Raw genomic sequence first — 20,894 nt, 5'->3', positions numbered from 1 at the left:
ATGAAAACGGAACAACCGTTATGGGGCAGAGGCATAATGGTCTCTCCCCAGCACTTTCAGCAACAGGCCGCGTATGCGGCCTGGTCTGCCGAATGTATTGCCCGGCTGGGGCTTACCTCGCCGTGGGGGGTCATTGACGCCACTTTCGAACCGGAATCTCTCAGGCTTGGACGTCTGCAGGCCCGTCATCTGCATGTCCGTTTTCAGGACGGTACGCTGATTGATACAGACAATGCTGATGCTTTGCCGCCGGTGCTGTCGCTTGAAAGCGAATCGCAGGCGGTGACGGTCGTGCTGGCTCTTCCGCTGCTGCGGGCAAACGGCGGCAACTGCCTGAAACCCGATGAAGTGGCCGAGCGCCCGGTGAGATATCGCCAGCGCTGGCGGGATGTGCGCAATACTTTTGGGGAAGATACACGCCAGATTGCGGTGATGCAGCCGGAACTGACTTTGCGTTTTGCCCACCAGAACAACAGTGACTACCTGACCTGCCCGATCGCCCGATTGCAGCAAGATTCGCAGGGTATATGGCAACTCGATGAGACGTTTCTCCCCCCGCTGTTGACCCTGCAGGGCAGCCGCTGGCTGGTTACCCAGCTTGAACAATTGATGACCCAGCTGCGGGCGCGCCTGAGCCGTCTGATGGCAATGCGGCGTGAAAGCAATGAGCGTATGGCGGACTTTGCCGTGGCAGATGTATCGCTGTTCTGGCTGCTCAACGCGCTAAACAGCGCTGAGCCCGTGCTTGGCCAGTTCCAGCGTAACCCGCAAAGTCCGCCGGAACGTCTGTATCCGGAACTTTCTCGCCTGGCGGGGAGCCTGCTGACCTTCTCTCTGGAGCATCAGGTGAACGCCATACCGGTCTGGCATCATGAGCAACTGAACGCGGTGTTTCCGCCGCTGTTTGATTTGCTTGGCGATTTGCTTGAGGCCAGCCTGCCGTCCCGCGTGGTGTCTTTGGCACTTGATTATGATCCGCGACTGCACTTCTGGCAGGCTCGGCTGCATGATCCACGACTGCGCGAAGGGGCTGATTACTATCTTTCTGTGCGTTCACCGATCCCGGTGGCGCAACTGCAGGAACAGTTTCCGCGCCAGTGTAAGGTGGGCAGTCCTGACCATGTGCGTGGGATCGTCAACTCTTCCCGCGTGGGCGTGCCGTTGACGCCGCTGCGCCATGTGCCAGCCGCCATTCCACTGCGCCTGGAAAATCAGTATTTCAGTCTCGATCTCTCCCATCCTCTTGCAGCGGACATGCTCCAGAGTGGGACATGCATGTTTTACGTCCCGGGCATGCTTGGCGAGCCAGAACTTGAACTCTTCGCGGTGCTGAGAACATGAGTGAGCGTAAACGCGGCACCGCCGTGTCTGTTGATATTGATGCTTTGCTGCAGAACACCTGGCTTCAGGTCATTAGCCTCCGCCATGGCCCGCAGTTTCAGGAAGGTGAAGGTCGGCTCTTATGGGAACGCTGTATCGCTGATGTGGAGCGAGTTCAGCGTGAACTGAAAGCGAGCGAGCTGGATGAGACCAGCTGTGAGCATATCCTCACTGCACAATGTGCATTGCTTGATGAGGCGGTCAAAGGTCGCGGTGTGGAGGATGATGCCTGTGTTCAGTGGTATGACATACCGCTGCAGGGGCATTTTCTCGGCACGATGGATGCCGGTGACACCCTGTGTGACAGGATGCGCGATGTGCTGCGTGATCCAGCACCGGACAATGCCGTACTGACCTGCTTCCAGCGGGTAATGATGCTCGGTTTTCTGGGCAATTTTCGTGCGCTAAACGACCCGGAACGCCAGAAGCTGGTCAGCGCACTCAGTGAACATGTTACGCCGTTCAGCTGCCCACAAAATCACCCTGTGCTGGCAGAGAGCCGCGCCGGGCGAGGAATGGGGGGATGGCTGGGATCATGGCCCGTGCGTATTGCCCTGTGCGTGGTTGTTCTCGCCGCGCTCTGGTGGGGGCTGGATCGCTGGCTCGATCAGATGCTGCTGTCCCTGTTGCCGGGAGCCATAAAATGAGTCCTGCACAACAGCGTGGACTGGCATTGTGGGCTGCCCTGCTGAGTGCTGCGGTCTGTCTTGGTTTCCTGCCGGTATCCCGGCTGGTTTCAGTGCTCGTTCTAATGGCAATGTTCGGGCTTATCATCGCGTTCTGGTATATCGCCAGACCTCGTGCTGAGCACAACGCCACCCTGCATCTGGATGACCTTCCGGAAGCCACTTACCGTCAACCCGTGGTGCTGGTCTGTGGCGATCTGCCGCTGGCATGTATGCAACAGTCACCGGTACTGACCGTCACGCAGGGATGCTGGATCCGCGTTGAGGGCCATCAGGATCTGGAACAGGTTGCCCGTCAGGTACTGCAGCAGCGCCCGGACTGGGGGCGTCAGCTGTCGGTGATGGTCTGTGTCTGCCCGCAAAAGCATGCTGACAGCGAGGGGCTTACCAGCCGACTGCTGGCTTTGCGCTGGCAAATTAGCCAATTACGCAAAGAAATCGGACATTCTGTACCACTGATTCTGAATGGTCAGATTGGTAGTGAGATGTCGGCTGACATGCTCTGGCAGGCCGCTCTTCCGGGTGAAGGAAGGACCGTCTGGCGTGAGTCGAACGCGCCTTGTTCTATCGCAGCGTGGGTCAATACCGGCGGTGCGCCTGCGATGCAGCAGCAGGTGCTGATGAACAGCCTGACGAGCTGGTTCCATCAGCATGTCCAGGCGGTATTTATGGACGAAAACCCTGATGTTCCTGCCATCGCACCTGCAGCGGTGCTGTGGGGAATGGGGCCAATTCTTGCAGGAAGCCTCGCCTCATCGGCCTGGACGGCGTGGTTGTCGCGCCATACCGCTTTGCAGCAGGTGAGCGGCTGGCAGCCGGTAGGGACGGACAGCACGGTTTTCTCACCCTTCCCGGATTTCATCCTGCCGCTGCTGCCGGAGGGACGCGGGCTCACGCCACGAGCCCGCACCTGGCGCTGTGCCCTTGGTCTTTTCACCCTGGCGGCCATCGCCGCGCTGCTCAGCAGTGGCTGGAACAATCGCCAGTTGCTGCATCGCGTGGGCTTCGATATTGCCCGTTACGACAGCCTCTCCATGGATGACTACGGTCCGAAGGCTCGCGCCGTTGCGGTCCTCCGCGAGGATGCGGCGCTGCTGGATGACTATGCACGTAACGGCGTACCGACCCGGCTGGGGCTGGGGCTTTATCAGGGGGAACATTTACGGATGCCGGTACTGGACGCGATCCGCTCGTATGTGCCGCCACCTCCGCCACCCAAACCGCAGCCGAAGCCCAAACCGGTACCGAAAATTGTGCGCCTCGACAGCATGTCATTGTTCGATTCCGGCAAGTTCGTGCTGAAAGCGGGCTCCACCAAAATGCTGGTGAATTCACTGGTAGGTATTAAAGCAAAACCGGGCTGGCTGATTGTCGTGTCCGGCCATACCGATAACACCGGCAATCCGCAGCTAAACCAGACGTTATCTCTGAAACGTGCCGAGGCGGTACGCAACTGGATGCGTGACACCGGCGACGTGCCGGAAAGCTGTTTTGCGGTGCAGGGCTATGGTGAAAGTCGCCCTGTCGCAACCAATGACACTCCGGAAGGCCGTGCGCTCAACCGTCGTGTCGAAATCAGTCTGGTACCGCAGGCGAACGCCTGTCAGATACCCGGCAAACACCCGGCGCCATCGCAGGATGATGGCGCATCACAATTAAATGGAGAGTAATTCCATGGCAATTCCTGTTTATCTTTGGCTGAAAGACGACGGCGGCGCGGACATCAAAGGGTCTGTAGACGTTCAGGACCGCGAAGGCAGCATCGAAGTGGTCGCACAGGAGCATAACCTGTACATCCCAACCGATAACAACACCGGCAAGCTGACCGGCACGCGTATCCACACGCCGTTCCTGTTCACTAAAGAAATCGATTCCTCCAGCCCGTATCTGTACAAGGCGGTGACCACCGGTCAGACCCTGAAATCTGCTGAATTCAAGTGGTACAAAATCAACGATGCGGGCCAGGAAGTGGAGTACTTCAACACCAAACTGGAAAACGTGAAGGTGGTGAAAGTGAATCCTGAAATGTATGACATCAAGGATCCTTCCAAAGAGAAGCACAACCACCTTGAACGCATTGAACTGCGTTACGAAAAAATCACCTGGACCTACAAAGACGGCAACATCATTCATTCCGATTCCTGGAACGAACGCGCCACGGCGTAATCCTGATGCGGGCAGGTTTTCCTGTCCGCAGTTTTTTGCTGAGTGCCTGAGATGCGGGTATTCAGCAAAGAAAAAACAATCTGCCTGCCTGACCTTATGCGCTTTGGTGAACAGCGAGGGGCGGTAGCGTGTCCAGGAACCGACAAAGAGAGAATCTCATGGAAAATCCAGCCATCCTGTTACGTCGTCTGAACCCTTACTGTGCCCGAGCGATGGAAGGCGCAGCTTCGCTCTGCCAGACCCGCGCGCATGCCGAAATTCTGCCGGAGCACTGGCTGCTGAAGCTGCTGGAGCAGGGCGAAGGTGACCTGACGGTGCTGGCGCGTCGCTACGAATGGGATATGGACAGCATCTGGCAGGATTTGCTCGGCTGGCTCGATAAACAGCCTCGTTCTGTTCGCCACCGGCCTCAGCTGTCTGACGACATTCAGGCTCTGATGCAGCAGGCCTGGCTACACGCATCACTCAACGAAGAGGAGCAGATTCGCAGCGTCCATCTGCTGATGGCCCTGGTGGAAAAACCGAAGCTGGCACGCTGTAACGGCCTTTGGCCGTTGTTAACGCTTGGTCAAAGCCAACTGGAGCGCCTGCGGCCTTTGTTGGATGCGCAATCGGATGAGCGTCTGGTAATACAGCATGAAGCTGAACTGGCGCAGAGCCTCGGTGGCGAGGTGGAGTTTGTCGGGCGTCCGGCTGGAGTGGAAATGAAAGAGGGAGAACTGAGCCCTGCGCTACAGAACGCGCTGGACAAATTCACCCTTGATGTCACCGCAAAGGCAAAGGAAGGGAAGATCGATCCGGTGTTCGGCCGCGATACGGAAATCCGCCAGATGGTCGATATCCTCTCCCGTCGCCGCAAAAATAACCCGATCCTGGTCGGTGAGCCGGGCGTGGGGAAAACCGCACTGGTTGAAGGACTGGCGTTGCGTATCGCCGAGGGTAATGTACCGGAATCCCTTAAAACGGTCAGTTTACGTACCCTTGACCTGGGCCTGCTGCAGGCGGGGGCGGGCGTGAAAGGCGAGTTCGAACAGCGGCTGAAAAACGTCATTGATGCGGTGCAGCAGTCACCGTCCCCGGTTCTGCTGTTTATCGACGAAGCCCACACCATCATCGGCGCCGGCAACCAGGCGGGAGGCGCTGATGCGGCCAACCTGCTGAAACCGGCGCTGGCGCGCGGCGAACTGCGTACCATTGCGGCCACCACCTGGTCTGAATACAAACAATACTTCGAGCGCGACGCCGCGCTGGAGCGTCGTTTCCAGATGATAAAAGTGGATGAACCAGACGATGACGCCGCCTGCCTGATGCTCCGTGGTCTTAAATCCCGCTACGCCGAACACCACAATGTGCATATCACCGACGATGCGGTTCGTGCGGCAGTTACCCTTTCACGCCGCTATCTGACCGGACGCCAGCTTCCTGATAAAGCGGTCGATCTGCTGGACACCGCCGCCGCCCGCGTCCGTATGGGTCTCGACACCTTACCGGAACAGCTAACCCGCCTTCGCGCGAGTATCTCTGCGCTCGACATGGAGAAGCAGGCGCTGCTCGAAGATATCGCCATTGGCAATCAGTGTCATGCCGGGCGTCTGAGCGAAATTGAGCAGGAAGAGGTGCGCCAGATAGTGACGCTCGACGAACTGGAAACCCAGTACGGTCAGGAATTGAAGCTGACCGGTCAGTTGCTCGAAAGCCGTAAGGATATCTCACGTCAGAGCGAAACTCAGCAGCTGCATCGGGAGCTTAACGAGATGCAGCACAGCAACCCGCTACTCTCCCTGGATGTGGACGTGCGCACCGTTGCCAACGTGATTGCTGACTGGACAGGCGTGCCGTTGTCATCACTGATGAAGGATGAACAGACCGAGCTGCTGGCCCTCGAAAATGAAATCGGTAAGCGTGTGGTTGGGCAGGATGTGGCGCTCGAAGCCATTGCTCAGCGTCTGCGTGCGGCAAAAACCGGCCTCACGTCCGAGAACGGCCCGCAGGGCGTATTCCTGCTGGTGGGGCCGAGCGGGGTGGGTAAAACCGAAACCGCGCTGGCGCTGGCCGATGTCATGTATGGCGGTGAGAAGTCGCTTATTACCATCAACCTCTCCGAGTACCAGGAGCCGCACACGGTTTCCCAACTGAAGGGCTCGCCGCCGGGCTACGTGGGCTACGGCCAGGGCGGTATCCTCACCGAAGCGGTGCGCAAACGTCCGTACAGCGTGGTGCTGCTTGATGAGGTGGAAAAAGCGCACCGCGACGTGATGAACCTGTTTTATCAGGTATTTGACCGGGGCTTTATGCGCGACGGCGAAGGGCGTGAGATTGACTTTCGCAACACCGTCATCCTGATGACCTCCAACCTCGGCAGCGACCATCTGATGCAGCTGCTGGATGAAAAACCGGAAGCCACCGAAGCAGACCTGCACGAACTGCTGCGTCCGATCCTGCGCGATCATTTTCAGCCTGCGTTGCTCGCCCGCTTCCAGACGGTGATTTACCGTCCGCTGGCTGAAGCTGCCATGCGTACCATCGTGGAAATGAAACTGTCACAGGTCAGCAAGCGCTTGCATCGTCACTACGGCCTGGCCACGCAGATTGATGAGAGCCTGTATGACGCCCTGACCTCAGCCTGCCTGCTTCCGGACAACGGCGCACGCAACGTTGATAGCCTGCTGAATCAACAGATTCTGCCGGTGCTGAGCCAGCAGCTGCTGAGCTGCATGGCCGCAAAACAGAAGCCGCACTCGTTACGCCTTGGCTGGGAAGATGAAGAAGGGATCGGCCTTGAGTTTGACTGGAATCAGGGAGGCAACGCATGAGTACTAACCCCCCGCTCAGATACAGCCACAACCATCACCAGCTCGTGGTGAAGGGGTGTGACGCCGAACCCGACGTGCTGGCCTTTTCAGGCGACGAAGCCCTGAGCAGACCGTTCAGCTACCGTATTGAGTTCACCAGCCGCAACCACGGCATCAGCAAAGAGATGATGCTGATGAAGCCCGGCTCGCTGACGCTGCAGGCCCCGGTTGACCAGGGTTACGGCATCAAAATCCAGCAGCCGCTGCGGGTGATTCAGGGAATGGTGACCGGTTTTGAACGCCTTGGCACCTCAAAAGATGAAACGCATTACGCCCTGACGCTCCGGCCGCGCCTGGCGCTGCTCGACCGTTCGCACCAGAATGCTATTTACCAGGATATGTCGGTCCCGCAAATCGTGGAAAAAATCCTCCGCGAGCGTCACGGCATGCGCGGCCAGGATTTTCTGTTCTCGCTCACGAAAGAGTACCCGCGCCGCGAGCAGGTGATGCAGTACGGCGAGGACGACCTGCACTTCATTACCCGCCTGCTGGGTGAGGTCGGCATCTGGTTCCGCTTCACCACCGACACGCGGCTGAACATCGACGTGGTGGAGTTCTACGACGGTCAGCAGGGGTACGAGAAAGGCCTGACCCTGCCGTCGGTGCCGCCGTCAGGCCAGCATTCGCAGGGTGTGGACTCGGTGTGGGGGATGGAATGTCATCACAGCGTGGTGCAGAAGCAGGTCAGCACCCGGGACTACAACTACCGTCAGGCCACGGAGGATATGAATACGCTGGTTGACGTCACCCGGGGGGATGCGACCACGTACGGGGAAGCGTACCACTATGCCGACAATTATCTGACGCCGGGCAGCGCGTATGAGCGTCATCCGGCGCCCGAGTCCGGTGCGTTTTATGCCCGCATCCGGCATGAGCGCTACCTGAACGGCCAGACGCAGACCCGGGCCTTCACCAGTAGCCCGGCGCTCTGTCCGGGAATGCTGCTGAAAGTCACCGGCGGGTATGAAGTGGCGGAGGTGTTTGCGCATGGCGTGGTCATCACGGCGATGCAGACCCACGCGCGGCGGGATGAAGATTTTAGCCTTCGTTTTGACGGCATACCGGACAGCCCGGATTTCAGCTTCCGCCCCGAGCCGGGGGCTCGCCCGGTGATGGCCGGGACGCTGCCGGCCCGCGTCACCAGTACCACCGAGAATGACACCTACGGCCATATTGATAAGGACGGCCGCTACCGCGTCAGCATGCTGTTCGACCGGGACAGCTGGGATACGGGGTTCGAGAGCCTGTGGGTCCGCCAGTCACGCCCCTATGCCGGGGACACCTACGGCCTGCACCTGCCGCTGCTGGCGGGCACCGAGGTGGCGATTGGCTTTGAGGACGGCAACCCGGACCGGCCGTACATCTCAGGCGTGCTGCACGATTCGGCCCATGGCGACCACGTCACCATCCGCAACTACAAACGCAACGTCCTGCGCACGCCGGCGAACAACAAAATCCGCCTCGATGACGAGCGCGGGAAAGAGCATATCAAGGTCAGCACGGAGTACGGCGGCAAGAGCCAGCTGAATCTGGGTCACCTGGTCGACAGCGAAAAACAGCAGCGTGGTGAGGGGTTTGAGCTCAGGACGGACAGCTGGGGCGCCATCCGGGCGCAGAAAGGGATATTTATCAGTACTGATGGGCAGACAAAGGCGCAGGGGCCGATGCTGGGCATGCAGCCAGCCATTAGTCTGCTTAAAGGGGCGCTGAATCAGGTAACTGGATGGGGAACTATTACGCAGACTCACCACAATATTACGCCTGACCCTGAGCCATTAAAAGTATTGGTTTCAGGTGCCAGTGAGTGTAAAGAGCCTGCGCTGCTGCTGTCTTCACCGAAAGGTATTGCCGCCGTTACGCCGGAAACAGCCCTGATGTACAGCGGGAAAGGGTTGTACCTGCAGAGCCTGGGGGAAGTCAATATTACCGCAGCAGAGTGTTATTCGGTGAACGCGAGCCAGGCGGTCTCACTGCTGGCCCAACAGGAAGGAATGCGGCTGGTATCCGCCAAAGGTTCACTGGAGATCGAGTCACATAGTGATGCGCTATCGCTGACTTCCCTGAAAGATGTCACCGTTCAGTCAACACAGGGACACCTGCAGTTGACGGCTAAAAATGGTATTACTCTGGGCTGTGGCGGGGCTTATATTCGTCTTACGCCACAGGGAGAGGTGCATATTCACGGGCCGGGATTAATCAGTCTTAAAGGCCTGCACGATTTACAGGGGCCCGCCAGCGAGGATTTTCCTCTGCCAGAACTGCCAGCATCAGTATGCAAAGAGTGCCTTAAAAAAGCTCAGCAACTGGCGCAGGGTTTTGTACCCAGGGAGGCATAAATGACTGTGCAATGGATTGAAGAAGTCGCTGTTACCTGCCGGACTTCCGGAACTGATTATCTTGATATTATCGTTGATCAGGCTGGGCTGGATTTCAGCGTTATTCCGGCGCTGAATGCACTGTCGGTGGAGTGGCAGTCTCTTTATCACGGGCTTCCGGAAGCGTTTATCGTCGATGATGCTCCGCTGGTTGCACGCATTAGCCTTGATGACCTCCAGCAATTGCAGTGGCTGAAGGACATGAGTCAGCAGGTTGCCGTTCAGGCTCCGTTGCTGCTGTTGTGTTCACATTGGTCTTTTTCTGCGCTGACTGGCTGGCTCATACAGTGCATGGATATTCTCCAGGAGGGACGGAGCGGAATTTTACGGTTTTACGATACGCGGATTTTCCCTGTGCTTTTTACACACGTTCTCAGTGAGGAACAGCAAAAGTCTTTGTTGCGCCCTGTGCTGTTCTGGGTATGGCAGGATATGGATGGTAATGCCAGAGGTATAAAAGGTAGCGGTACGCCCCAGATCCGCGACGAAAAACCTAACAAAATCGACCTCAGCGATCGCCAGCTTGAGCATCTGATGTGTGTATGTGATGTCGTGACCCTTCTGTCGCACCGTGCGCCGCCAGCGGGCAGGTATGCATCACAACAGGTACTTTTTTCTGATTGTTACCAGGGCATGGTGGAGGCAACCAACCAAGGCATTATTCTGGATGAAGCACGCGAGGCCTGGGTCATGAAAAAGTGGCTTCCCTTACAAGTAAGGGACTGATGGTGAAAAGAAATCGTTTTATCCGCCGTCACATCCTCCCTTTGTAGATGTTTTTCAAACAAGGAAAGCCAGATGAAACATCCATTCTTAAGCCCGCTGCTGGCGGGCCTGCTGCTGTTAACCGGTTGCTCGCAGCCTGCTGCTCAGGCCGGAGGCGGTGGTGGTGGCACCATTGACGCCATCAACCACACCAAATGGGCGATAAACCACTTCAGCGTGGATAACCAGTCGGGTATCGACATTATTGGCCCGTTTCAGGGGGGCGGTGGCGGCTGCTGCTACAGCGTGCCCGCCCGCTGGACGCCGGGTATGACGGTGCGTATTGACTGGGAAACAGGGGTGGGGGATATGGATGGATTTCCCGGTTATCAGGACCGAGCAAAATATCTAGCATGGGCTAAGAAAATGAGAGCTCAGAATCGTCAGCACAGCAAAACCGTCCCGGTTCCCGACTATAACGGCCAGGATGTCTACGGCATCACGGTGCACTTTCTGCCCTGTGATGACGTGAAGGTGACGACCAGTTGCTACACCTACGGCAGTCCGTCCTACCCGATAAAAGAGCCCATCAGGATGAAGGAGCCCAAAGTATGTCCGAAATAAAGGAAACCGATTTAGCCTGGGTGCCGCCGCCGTTTTCTCTTTAGTCCCGCCTCTGTAAGGAAAGTCAGATGAAACATTCATTATTAAGCTCGCTGCTGGCGGGCCTGCTGCTGTTAACTGGGTGCTCTCAGCCTGCCGCCCAGGCTGGAGGCGGTGGTGGTGGCACCATTGACGCCATCAACCACACCAAATGGGCGATAAACCACTTCAGCGTGGATAACCAGTCGGGTATCGACATTATTGGCCCGTTCCAGGGCGGCGGTGGCGGCTGCTGCTACAGTGTGCCCGCCCGGTGGAAGCCGGGTATGACGGTGCGTATTGACTGGGAAACCGGGCAGGGTTCCTCCGCTGGTTTCCCGGGATATGAAGATGAGAAGAAATTTTTAGAGTGGGCAAGGAATATTAAAGCTCAGAACCGGCTGCACAGCAAAACCGTCCCGGTTCCCGACTATAACGGCCAGGATGTCTGCGGCATCACCGTGCACTTTCTGCCCTGTGATGACGTGAAGGTGACGACCAGTTGCTACACCTACGGCAGTCCGTCCTACCCGATAAAAGAGCCCATCAGGATGAAGGAGCCAAAAGTATGTCCAAAATAACGGAAACCGATTTAGCCTGGGTACCGCCGCCGTTTTCTCTTTAGTCCCGCCTCTGTAAGGAAAGCCAGATGAAACATTCACTGTTAAGCCCGCTGCTGGCGGGCCTGCTGCTGTTAACCGGTTGCTCGCAGCCTGCCGCTCAGGCCGGAGGCGGTGGTGGCGGAACCATTAAAGCCATCAACCACACCAAATGGGCAATTAACCACTTCAGTGTCGATAACCAGTCGGGTATCGACATTATTGGCCCGTTCCAGGGCGGCGGTGGGGGGTGCTGCTACAGCGTGCCCGCCCGGTGGACGCCGGGTATGACGGTGCGTATTGACTGGGAAAGTGGGGAAGCATCAACAGAAGGTTTCCCAGGATACGAAAAATGGGACAAGTATCTGGAGTGGGAAAAAAAAATCAAAGCCAGTCATCGTCAGCACAGCAAAACCGTCCCGGTTCCCGACTATAACGGCCAGGATGTCTGCGGTATCACCGTGCACTTTTTGCCCTGTGATGACGTGAAGGTCACGACCAGTTGCTGGTCACCGAGAAATGCCAATTACCCGATAAAAGTGCCCCTCAGGATGAAGGAGCCCAAAGTATGTCCGAGATAAAGGAAACCGATTTAGCCTGGGTGCCGCCGCCGTTCCCGGCCCAGGGACGCCTGCCAACCCAGGCGCTGCAGGTCGGGCAGAGCTGCCATCAGCAGAACAGCGCCGAGCGGCTCTACCGCCAGGAATTGTGTCTGGCGGCCGGACGACGCGTGGAGCCGCCGTGCTGCAAGACGCTGCATATCAGCCTGTTTTTCGACGGTACGGGGAATAACCTGAACAATGACCTGCTGCTGTCTGACCCGAAGCATCCGACCAATATCGCGCGGTTGTTTCGTGCCACTATTGGAACCGGTACGGCTGGCGGGGTACCGACTGACGGGCAGGCAACACTGTTAGATGGTGCTGAAGACGGTGATGGGAAATATTTTAAGTTCTACATGCCCGGTGTGGGCACCCCGTTCCCTGAAGTGAACGACCCGGACTATTCAACCATGGGACTGGTGGGCGCAACTAAGGGTGAAGAGCGTATTAACTGGGCGCTGCTGCGCATTATTGATGTACTGAAATTTTCCGCTACTGAAAAATGGTTAACCACCGCAGAGAGCCGACAGTCCATTAGCAAAATGGGCACCAGCTGGAACCGGCTGTGGTTTGGCGGCAGCCACAACCGTTATGAAGAGTTCAGTCGTTTACTGAATGATTTAGCCCCGCAGCTGAAACCACTGCTCACGCAGCCAGAACCGGGTAAGCCTAAGGTGTTAGGCATCAAACTGTATGTTTACGGGTTTTCCCGCGGTGCTGCCGCTGCGCGTACGTTTGTACGCTGGCTGAGCGAGCTGCTTCCCCCACCAGAGGCTGAGGGCGAAAAACCCCCGCAGTGCCTGCAGATTGGCGAGATGCAGTTGCCTATCAGCGTGGAATTTCTCGGGCTGCTGGATACCGTGGCCTCCGTTGGGATAGCGCACGTGGTGCCGATTGCTGAGGGGCATATGTCCTGGGCTGACGGTACGATGGAGCTGCCGGACGATAAAACCTATGGCGGTCTGATAAAAAAATGCGTGCATCTGGTGTCCGGGCATGAGCAGCGTCTCTGCTTTCCGCTGGACTCGGTGCGCCGGGGGGACGGTAAATACCCGTCCTATGCCACTGAGGTGGTTTACCCGGGGATGCACTCGGATCTGGGAGGCGGTTATCCGCCGGGGGATCAGGGGAAGGCGAATGCTGAACATGATGGCTATTTGCTGTCGCAAATAGTGTTGCATGACCTGTATTCAAGCGCTTTTTCTTCTGGCGCACCACTTAAAGTCAATAAATCTAGTTTACCGGAAAGTTTAGCAAAGGACAGTTGGCGTGCTCTTGATGCTGAGCAAGTTAGAGATTTTGTCGTCGCACCAGAATTGATATCAAGGTTCAACGCCTGGCGCGAACTTACCCTGAATCTGACCACGCCAGAAAAAATCATGCCCGAAGAGGCCTCCCAATACGAACCACCGCGTGCCAGCGGCAGTCTGGAAACCGTCGTTGAAAACCAGATTGCGTGGATCACCGCCTGGCGTATCGAACGCTATGCCAGAGGTTCGATGCTGAAAACGCCATTCTACCAGCGCGCCACGAATACCGAAGCGCTGCCTGCCGCGCGCAAGGCGGCAGAAGAAGCACGGGATGAGAAACAGCAAGAGGTGCTTAAAACTCGTCAGGACCAGATAGCAAAACAGTCAGCCGACAAGATGGATGAGCTTGTGCTCTGGCCGGGCATCAAGGATTTTGACCCGGATATGGCGCAGACCCAGCTGTTTGAAGCGGCGAAGGAGTTCGGTAAGGATTACCACGACGGCTACCGTATCCCGGAGAACCTGGCGCAGGCGGTGCTGGATACCGTGCTGCAGCCGATGATTTTCGTTCTCAATACCGATGATGAACCCCAGGAATACCGGCGAATAAAGGCTGACGGAGACGCGCGGGTGGCCATCCTTTTCCCTGCCGCCGGTGAGGCCAGTAATGCGGAACAGCCTGCAGGGCTGGTCAGGGCGTTATTCGACGACCAGGTGCACGACTCGCGTGCCTGGTTTATGCACGCTGCGCTGGGTACGCGCGAGATGTGGGGCGGCTACTTCCGCTACCGGATGATTTATTTCAGCGACAAATGTAATAAGTCCCTGTCGCCGCTGGTGATCGCCGGGGACCTTATCGGGTTTGCCACCCTGACCACGGGTGTTGTGCTGAGCTTCAGACAAAAGACTCTGACCGGAAAGCTGGCGGGGCTGGCCGCGACAGGCGCCGTACGATCGCTGCAGGTTGAGGTGCTGGACAGGATCACCCGTGAACCCGTGCCGGAACTGCCGGGCGGAGAACAGCTGCGGGCATTTACCCGGGAGCCGGGTGTGGTGGTTACACAGCGAAAAGCGCTGGTGGCTGAACAACAGCTGGCGCGGGCGCAGGCAGCGATCCCGGCCAGCTGGCTTGAGGATGTCCTGACGGCGACTGGATAAAACTAAGTAAGGAGAGCCGATGAGTAAAGTCATCCGTAAAGGAGACAGCCTGCGGGAATATGGCGGCAAGGTATTAGGAGGACACTATCAGTGTTTTGGTCAGGGATTTGCCTGTAAGGGGGATCCGGTTCGTTGTAACAAACACGGTATGACGACCATCGCGGAAGGTAGCACATTGACAACGGTTGATGGGCAGCCCGTCGCGTTGCATGGTCACCACTGTGCCTGCGGCTGTACGCTGGTCAGTTCGTTTCCAGACTGCGGTATTGACCAGTGAGGTCCGTTCCTGATTATCCGGCGTACAAAACGGCGCATCCGCCTGCTACCGCAAGGTGGCTGTCGGCCACGGCTCTGCTGGTGTTGATCGGCGGCGGTGCTGGCGGACTGCTGCCCTCTGCCGAGGGTAAAAGCTCGCTGGTAGCTACCGGTATTCTGGTGGCATTGCTGCTGTCGGGCACTGGCTGGCTTGTGCGGCTTCTGTACTACCGCGTCAGCGTGCATAACGCCGCTTTCTACTATCAGCTGGTGGCATATGAACAGCAGCAGTGGTGGGCGGCGCACCGACAGCCGCTCTGGTTAAAAGAAGGGCTGTTGCTGGGGCCTGCAGGTACGCGCTCAGTTGACTGGCTGCGAGTGCTTAACCGTGAACAACGCCCTCCGGAGGAAAAAAAAGAAGGCGGTGGCAGTGCACTGAGACTGCCACAAATTTCAGTTATGGATCCCACCGTTCGTGAAAAGCGGCTGGCGGAACTGCTGGTTATTGAGTGGCAAAAGCAGCGTGGTGAAAAAATACTTACTCCACCGCTGCGTTGCTACTGGCAGGGGGCCGACATCACCTGGCAGGCATTTCGCGCACAGATGGCGCTCGCTTTCCCGGATATTGCACTGCCAGCCCGGCCTGAGCCCTGGCAAGGGGAAGCCAGCCTGGCTGAAATTGCGGGCGAGCTTGCCGGAGCCAAACCTGATGACACGATACTGATCGGCGGGTGTCAGGTCATTGCGGCGCAGTCAGGCACAGAACGTCCCGCCGGAGAATCTGCGGCACTGTGGCTGGCCGGACTTAATGGCCCGGTACAACTGACGCGTGGTGAAACGTTTTCACCAGAACAAGGCGACATATTGCTCACCGTGTTCGCCCGTGCACTGGAACAGAGCGAGTTGGATGAGCCACCGGAGGCCTGTACGCTGTTTTCCCGACCCGGCCTTGAGGTGCTGGCGAATAATGGATGGGATGTCAGCCAGCATCTGCAGGACGCCAACTGGGGGGAAATTGGCGATATGGAAACTCTGATTGTTTTATCCCTGGCGGCAATCTATGCCGCGCACCACCAACAACCGTGCGGCTGGATTGCACGCGACCCGATGAACATCCTCGCAACTGGAATAGTAAAACCTGATGGACAACGTCAATAAGCCTGCTGCCATTTCTATGGCAGCCACGGTAACTGTCTGTATTGCTGTGACCACTTTACTGGTACTACTGGGCGGAGTGGCATGGTGGCTGTGGGCGACCGAACGGTCAACGGAATGGGAAACATTGCGTCCGCTTATTGTCTCTGGCTTTATCGTCTGGGGAATTGCGCTCAGCATGCTGGTACTGGGGTTTATGGCCTTCCGGTTATTGATTAAAGATAAGGTTAGCCCGTCGTCATCCCGCAAGCGTAGACCTGCAAAGGTTACGGGGCACGAAGCGGCTTACCGACTGCTGAAGACACACCTCCGATCGCGCTATAACCTCTTCTGGCGCTACAAGGTTCGCCTGTTGTTGATTACCGGTGATGACGCCGCGATTGAACAGCTTGTTCCAGGCCTGCAACAGCAGCAGTGGCTTGAAGGCAACCGTACCGTACTGATTTACGGCGGAAGCCTGGCCTCTGAGCCTGACCGAGAGAAATACACCGCGCTGCGTAAACTGCGCCGCGGGCGCCCGCTGGACGGGATTGTTCGCGTATTGCCGCAGTCGCTTACTCTGACTCCACGAATCAGCGATAACGATTTACGCGGGCTGGAAAAAATCAGCGAACTGCTGCGTTATTCCGCGCCGGTCTGGCTATGGCAACTGCGTGACAGTAAATGGTCGCAGGCTAAGCGCATTGAACAGCCGGTCGGGGCCAGTTTCCCGCTGCGTGCCAAAGCCGACGACATTACCCGCCAGCTTGAGCTGATGCTGCCCGAACTGAGGGCGCAGGGCGTGAACCAGATGCTGGAGAATAACAACCACGATTTTCTGCTGCGTCTGGGCCAGCATCTTAAAGACGGCGGTATTGCCCGCTGGGTTCAGCAACTGATGCCATGGCTCTCCGACGCTCAGCAACGCGTTCCGCTGCGTGGCCTGATGTTCAGCCTGCCGGAGAATAAAACTGCCGATACCACAGAGAGGGCAGCCAGTGCGGCATCTGCCGACGCGCAGAAATATGTTCCGGAGTCACAACGCCATGCTCTGGCGTTGCCGGAGACATGGCAGGGTATCGTTGACGACTGCACTCGTGTTCGTGGCCGCCGTGTCGGCATGGCATGGGAACGGACGCTCGCCTGGACGCTGTCGGCCATCATCGGTCTTTGGGGGGCGGGGCTGTTGGTCTCGTTTATGCTGAACTATGGACAAATTACCTCTGTAGCAGGAAAAGCCCGCAATCTGGTTGAACATCCTTCCGTATCCGACTATCAGCTGACGGCACTTCATGACCTGCGAAATGACGCAGGCCGCATGTTGCACAATATTCAGGAGGGCACGCCCTGGTATCAGCGCTTCGGCCTCGACCATAATCAGCAGCTGCTCACTGCAATGCTGCCCTGGTACGGCGTGGCGAACAACCGGCTAATACGCGACCCGGCAAATGCTGCCCTGGCGCAAAAGCTCACAGCCCTGGTCAATTCAGCGCCAAACAGCGACCAGCGGACCCAGCTGGCGAAACCGGGCTATGACCAGCTGAAAGCCTGGCTGATGATGGCCCGTCCGGATAAAGCCGACGGTGCATTTTACGCGCAAGCGATGAAAACCGTACAGCCGACGCGTATGGGGATCTCCACCAGTCTGTGGCAAAGCCTGTCGCCGGATTTATGGGCCTTCTACATCTCTGAACTGCCAAAGCAGCCGCAGTGGAAAATCACCCCTGAGGCGCAGCTGGTCAGCCAGAGCCGTCAGGTGCTATTGCAGCAGATTGGCCGCCGCAACGCAGAAAGCACGCTGTATGAAAACATGCTCAAATCCGTACGCCGTAACTTTGCCGATGTGTCTCTGGAGGACATGACCAGCGGTACCGATGCCCGTCGCCTGTTCACCACCGAGGAAGTGGTGCCGGGCATGTTCACCCGTCAGGCATGGGAAGGGGGGATTCAGCAGGCCATTGAGAAGGCGGCAACGTCGCGCAAGGATGAAATCGACTGGGTGCTGAGTGAATCCCGCAAAGCCGTATCAGCGGACCTCTCGCCGGAGGCGCTCAAAGCGCGCCTGACAGAGCGTTACTTCACTGACTTTGCCGGCAGCTGGCTGAGCTTCCTTAACAGCCTGCGCTGGAACCCGGCAAACAATATTGCGGACGTTACCGACCAGCTGACGCTGATGAGCGATGTCCGCCAGTCTCCGCTGATTGCCCTGATGAATACCCTCGCCTGGCAGGGACAGACCGGTCAGCAAAGCGAAGGCCTTTCAGACTCAATCATCAAATCGGCTAAAGACCTCGTAGGCGGAAAAGACAAACCCGCGATTGACCAGTCAGCGTCAGGCCCACAGGGACCACTGGATGAAACCTTCGGCCCGCTGCTTCAGCTTCTGGGTAAAAACAACGGCAGTAACGTCATGTCGGCTGACAACTCTCTGAGCCTGCAGACCTATCTGACTCGTATCACCCGCGTGCGTCTGCGCCTGCAGCAGGTGGCCAGCGCCTCAGACCCGCAGGAGATGATGCAGACCCTGGCGCAAACCGTTTTCCAGGGCAAAAGCGTGGACCTGACCGACACCCAGCAGTACGGCAGCCTCATTTCGGCAAGCCTTGGCGAGGAGTGGAGCGGATTTGGCAGCACGATGTTTGTGCAGCCTTTGACCCAGGCCTGGGAGACCGTACTTCAGCCGTCGGCAGCAAGTCTGAATGACAAATGGAGTCGCTCAGTTGTGGCTAACTGGCACACGGCATTTGACGGGCGCTTCCCGTTCGCCGCGAGCAAGAGCGATGCCTCCTTGCCAATGCTGGCCGAATTTATACGTAAGGACAGCGGGCGTATTGAACGCTTCCTGACGACTGAACTCAGCGGTGTGTTGCACAAAGAGGGCAGTCAGTGGGTACCGGATAAGGTTAACAGCCAGGGGCTGAACTTTAACCCAACGTTCCTGCGGGCGATTAATCAACTGAGCGAGCTGTCAGACATTCTGTTTACCGATGGCAGTCAGGGTATTAGTTTCGAGCTGCAGGCACGCCCGGCACCGCAGGTAGTGGAAACTCAGTTGTCCATTGATGGGCAAAAGCTGCACTACTTTAACCAGATGGCCGACTGGCAGTCCTTCCGCTGGCCGGGAGACACTTACAAACCAGGGACAATGCTGACTTGGACCACGGTCAACGCTGGTGCGCGTCTGTTTGGGGATTACAGCGGGACGTGGGGCTTTATTCGCTGGCTGGATCAGGGCAAGCGGCAGCAGCTTGACCGTAGTCAGTGGATGGTGAGTTTCACCGCCTCCGATGGCCGCACCCTGCAGTGGGTAATGCGCTCACAGCTGGGCAGCGGGCCGCTGGCATTACTGGCACTGCACGGCTTCACGCTGCCGGATCAGATCTTCAGTGTCGACAGCGCGGCCACGGCTCAGGCGCTGATGGTCAACACGGAAAACAGTGACATGGACGGAATTGAATAATGAGCAGTCTGCAGAATCTGGTTGCCGCCTGTCAGGCGGACGAAACACAATTGCGAAAGCAGGCGCAGGCCCGCGCGGAATGCTGGCAGCCCTGGCTTGCCCCGGTCAGCGATACCAGTCCTGCTGGAGAAGATCCGGGATATGACGATGATTTCCAGCGTATCAGAGAGGAGGTGAATAAACTCTCAGGAATTGATACCGGGCTGATTTGTACGCTTGCCGAAAAGCTGCTGACTACCACCGCCAAAGATATCCGTGTTGCCACCTATTATTGCTGGGCGCGATTGCACCAGGATGGAGAAACCGGCTTTGCCGAAGGGCTTGAACTGCTTGTGGGGTTGCTGCAGCGCTATGGAACGAAGCTTCATCCGCAGCGCGAGCGAAGCCGTAAACCTGCGCTTGAGTGGCTGGCAGGCTCTCGTCTGCTCGATAGCCTCTCCCTCTGGCCGGAAGTGGCGTGCAGCGATGCTCAGCGCACTGCGGGGGCGCTGCTGCTCATCTGCGACAGTCTGGAGACAGAGCCGGAAACGTCGCGGCCGGAACTGAATGCGCTGTACAGCGCGCTGGAATCCCGCCTGATGAAGGCCGGTGGCGTGGATGCTTTGGTTCCTCAGAATGCCAGTAACACGTCTCAGCCCCAGGCCTCATCCCACGCGACAGAACATGATGTGCCTGTCCTGAGCCGCATTTCGTCCGGTCAGGATTTATTGACTCAGGCCCGTACCCTGGCAGGGTATTTGCGTGAACAACCGGATGGATGGCTTCCCGCACACCGGCTGATGAAAAGCCTGCGACATGACACGCTGAGTGCTATTCCGGCGCCGGATGCCGAAGGGAAAACGCGCATCGAGCCGCCGCGGGCTGACCAGCGGGCCATGCTTAAACGCCTGTACCTGCAGCAGAGTTGGCTGGAGATACTGGAGCACGCGGACAGTACCTTCTCGCGCGGCGCCAACCACCTCTGGCTGGATTTGCAGTGGTATATCCATCAGGCCCTGATGAAGTTGGGCCAGGAAGTGCTGGCCGATATCATCATCGCCGACCTGAAAGGACTGCTGCGTCGTCTCACCGGGCTTGAAACGCTGGCCTTTAATGACGGAACGCCGTTTGCCGATGAGGTCACGCTGAACTGGATAAATCAGAGCGTGCTGGACGATGTGTCCGGCTGGCGTGATGAGAGAGTCAGTACTGCCAGTGGGACGGACAACGATATTCTGGCCCTTGAGCCGGAAGCGCTTGAGAAAGCGGACACGGATGGACTGGATACCGCACTTCACTGGCTGCAGACCCGCCCGGGCACTGACACTACAAAAGACAAATGGCTGCTGCGCCTGCTGATGGCTCGCGTGGCAGAGCAGAAGGGCAAAAATGAACTGGCCCTGCATCTGCTCGGGGAACTCGATGGCGCTGCACAGTCCATCACCCTCACGCAGTGGACCCCAGCGCTGCTGTTTGAAGTCAAATCGCGCCGTCTCCGACTGCTGCGCATGAAAGCCACCCGCAGCGAAACCGATAAGTCACGGCTTCAGCCTGAGATGGAACAGCTTCTGGCTGGCCTGATTGCGCTCGATCCGGCAAGCAGTGCGGTGCTTTGCGGGTAAAACACCTGGCCTACCTTTAAAATTCATAT

Annotated in this window: 15 protein-coding genes; all 15 read left to right on the top strand. The window is 57.7% G+C overall.

Features of this window, described 5'->3' with window-relative positions:
- Window positions 1–1,341: a type VI secretion system baseplate subunit TssK gene (gene tssK, locus ACR42C_RS16210; protein WP_479984338.1), complete on the top strand. Its 1,341-nt coding sequence runs from the start codon at window positions 1–3 to the stop codon at window positions 1,339–1,341.
- Window positions 1,338–2,027 (top strand): type VI secretion system protein TssL, short form, encoded by a 690-nt coding sequence (gene tssL, locus ACR42C_RS16205; RefSeq protein WP_316380584.1) that lies wholly within the window; start codon window positions 1,338–1,340, stop codon window positions 2,025–2,027. The genes tssK and tssL overlap by 4 nt, the downstream gene beginning before the upstream one ends.
- The gene (locus ACR42C_RS16200; protein ID WP_320720037.1) at window positions 2,024–3,736 is read left to right on the top strand and encodes an OmpA family protein; all 1,713 of its coding nucleotides are present in this window, start codon (window positions 2,024–2,026) and stop codon (window positions 3,734–3,736) included. The genes tssL and ACR42C_RS16200 overlap by 4 nt, the downstream gene beginning before the upstream one ends.
- A gap of 4 nt (window positions 3,737–3,740) precedes the next feature.
- The gene (hcp, locus tag ACR42C_RS16195; RefSeq protein WP_024558534.1) at window positions 3,741–4,232 is read left to right on the top strand and encodes a type VI secretion system effector Hcp; all 492 of its coding nucleotides are present in this window, start codon (window positions 3,741–3,743) and stop codon (window positions 4,230–4,232) included.
- A gap of 158 nt (window positions 4,233–4,390) precedes the next feature.
- The gene (gene tssH, locus ACR42C_RS16190) at window positions 4,391–7,045 is read left to right on the top strand and encodes a type VI secretion system ATPase TssH (protein WP_479984337.1); all 2,655 of its coding nucleotides are present in this window, start codon (window positions 4,391–4,393) and stop codon (window positions 7,043–7,045) included.
- Complete coding sequence (locus tag ACR42C_RS16185; RefSeq protein WP_479984336.1) at window positions 7,042–9,420, top strand: type VI secretion system Vgr family protein; 2,379 nt, start codon at window positions 7,042–7,044, stop codon at window positions 9,418–9,420. Before tssH ends, ACR42C_RS16185 begins: the two co-directional genes overlap by 4 nt.
- Entirely contained in the window at window positions 9,421–10,185 is a 765-nt protein-coding gene (gene tla1 / locus ACR42C_RS16180; protein ID WP_479984335.1) for a toxin Tle1 chaperone Tla1, read from the top strand. It abuts the gene before it with no gap.
- Between the two features lie 72 nt (window positions 10,186–10,257).
- Window positions 10,258–10,788, top strand: coding sequence for a T6SS immunity phospholipase A1-binding lipoprotein Tli1-KP (gene tli1 / locus ACR42C_RS16175; RefSeq protein WP_479984334.1), 531 nt, complete (start codon window positions 10,258–10,260; stop codon window positions 10,786–10,788).
- A gap of 68 nt (window positions 10,789–10,856) precedes the next feature.
- The gene (gene tli1a, locus ACR42C_RS16170) at window positions 10,857–11,387 is read left to right on the top strand and encodes a Tli1a family immunity protein (RefSeq protein WP_479984333.1); all 531 of its coding nucleotides are present in this window, start codon (window positions 10,857–10,859) and stop codon (window positions 11,385–11,387) included.
- Window positions 11,388–11,455: 68 nt separating this feature from the next.
- Window positions 11,456–11,986 (top strand): T6SS immunity phospholipase A1-binding lipoprotein Tli1-KP, encoded by a 531-nt coding sequence (gene tli1, locus ACR42C_RS16165; protein WP_479984332.1) that lies wholly within the window; start codon window positions 11,456–11,458, stop codon window positions 11,984–11,986.
- Window positions 11,974–14,415: a T6SS phospholipase effector Tle1-like catalytic domain-containing protein gene (locus tag ACR42C_RS16160; RefSeq protein WP_479984331.1), complete on the top strand. Its 2,442-nt coding sequence runs from the start codon at window positions 11,974–11,976 to the stop codon at window positions 14,413–14,415. The genes tli1 (ACR42C_RS16165) and ACR42C_RS16160 overlap by 13 nt, the downstream gene beginning before the upstream one ends.
- A gap of 19 nt (window positions 14,416–14,434) precedes the next feature.
- Window positions 14,435–14,692, top strand: coding sequence for a PAAR domain-containing protein (locus ACR42C_RS16155; RefSeq protein ID WP_109241453.1), 258 nt, complete (start codon window positions 14,435–14,437; stop codon window positions 14,690–14,692).
- Entirely contained in the window at window positions 14,689–15,828 is a 1,140-nt protein-coding gene (locus ACR42C_RS16150) for a hypothetical protein (protein WP_479984330.1), read from the top strand. The genes ACR42C_RS16155 and ACR42C_RS16150 overlap by 4 nt, the downstream gene beginning before the upstream one ends.
- Window positions 15,812–19,264 carry an ImcF-related family protein gene (locus tag ACR42C_RS16145; protein ID WP_479984329.1) on the top strand — a complete coding sequence of 1,151 codons (3,453 nt, stop codon included), beginning with the start codon at window positions 15,812–15,814 and terminating at the stop codon, window positions 19,262–19,264. Before ACR42C_RS16150 ends, ACR42C_RS16145 begins: the two co-directional genes overlap by 17 nt.
- Window positions 19,264–20,865: a type VI secretion system protein TssA gene (gene tssA, locus ACR42C_RS16140; protein WP_479984328.1), complete on the top strand. Its 1,602-nt coding sequence runs from the start codon at window positions 19,264–19,266 to the stop codon at window positions 20,863–20,865. The genes ACR42C_RS16145 and tssA overlap by 1 nt, the downstream gene beginning before the upstream one ends.
- Window positions 20,866–20,894 lie beyond the last annotated feature (29 nt).

The organism is Enterobacter sp. MG-EB028, from assembly GCF_056673305.1.
Note: the sequence above shows the minus strand (reverse complement) of the source record. Positions and strands in the feature narration are given on the sequence as shown.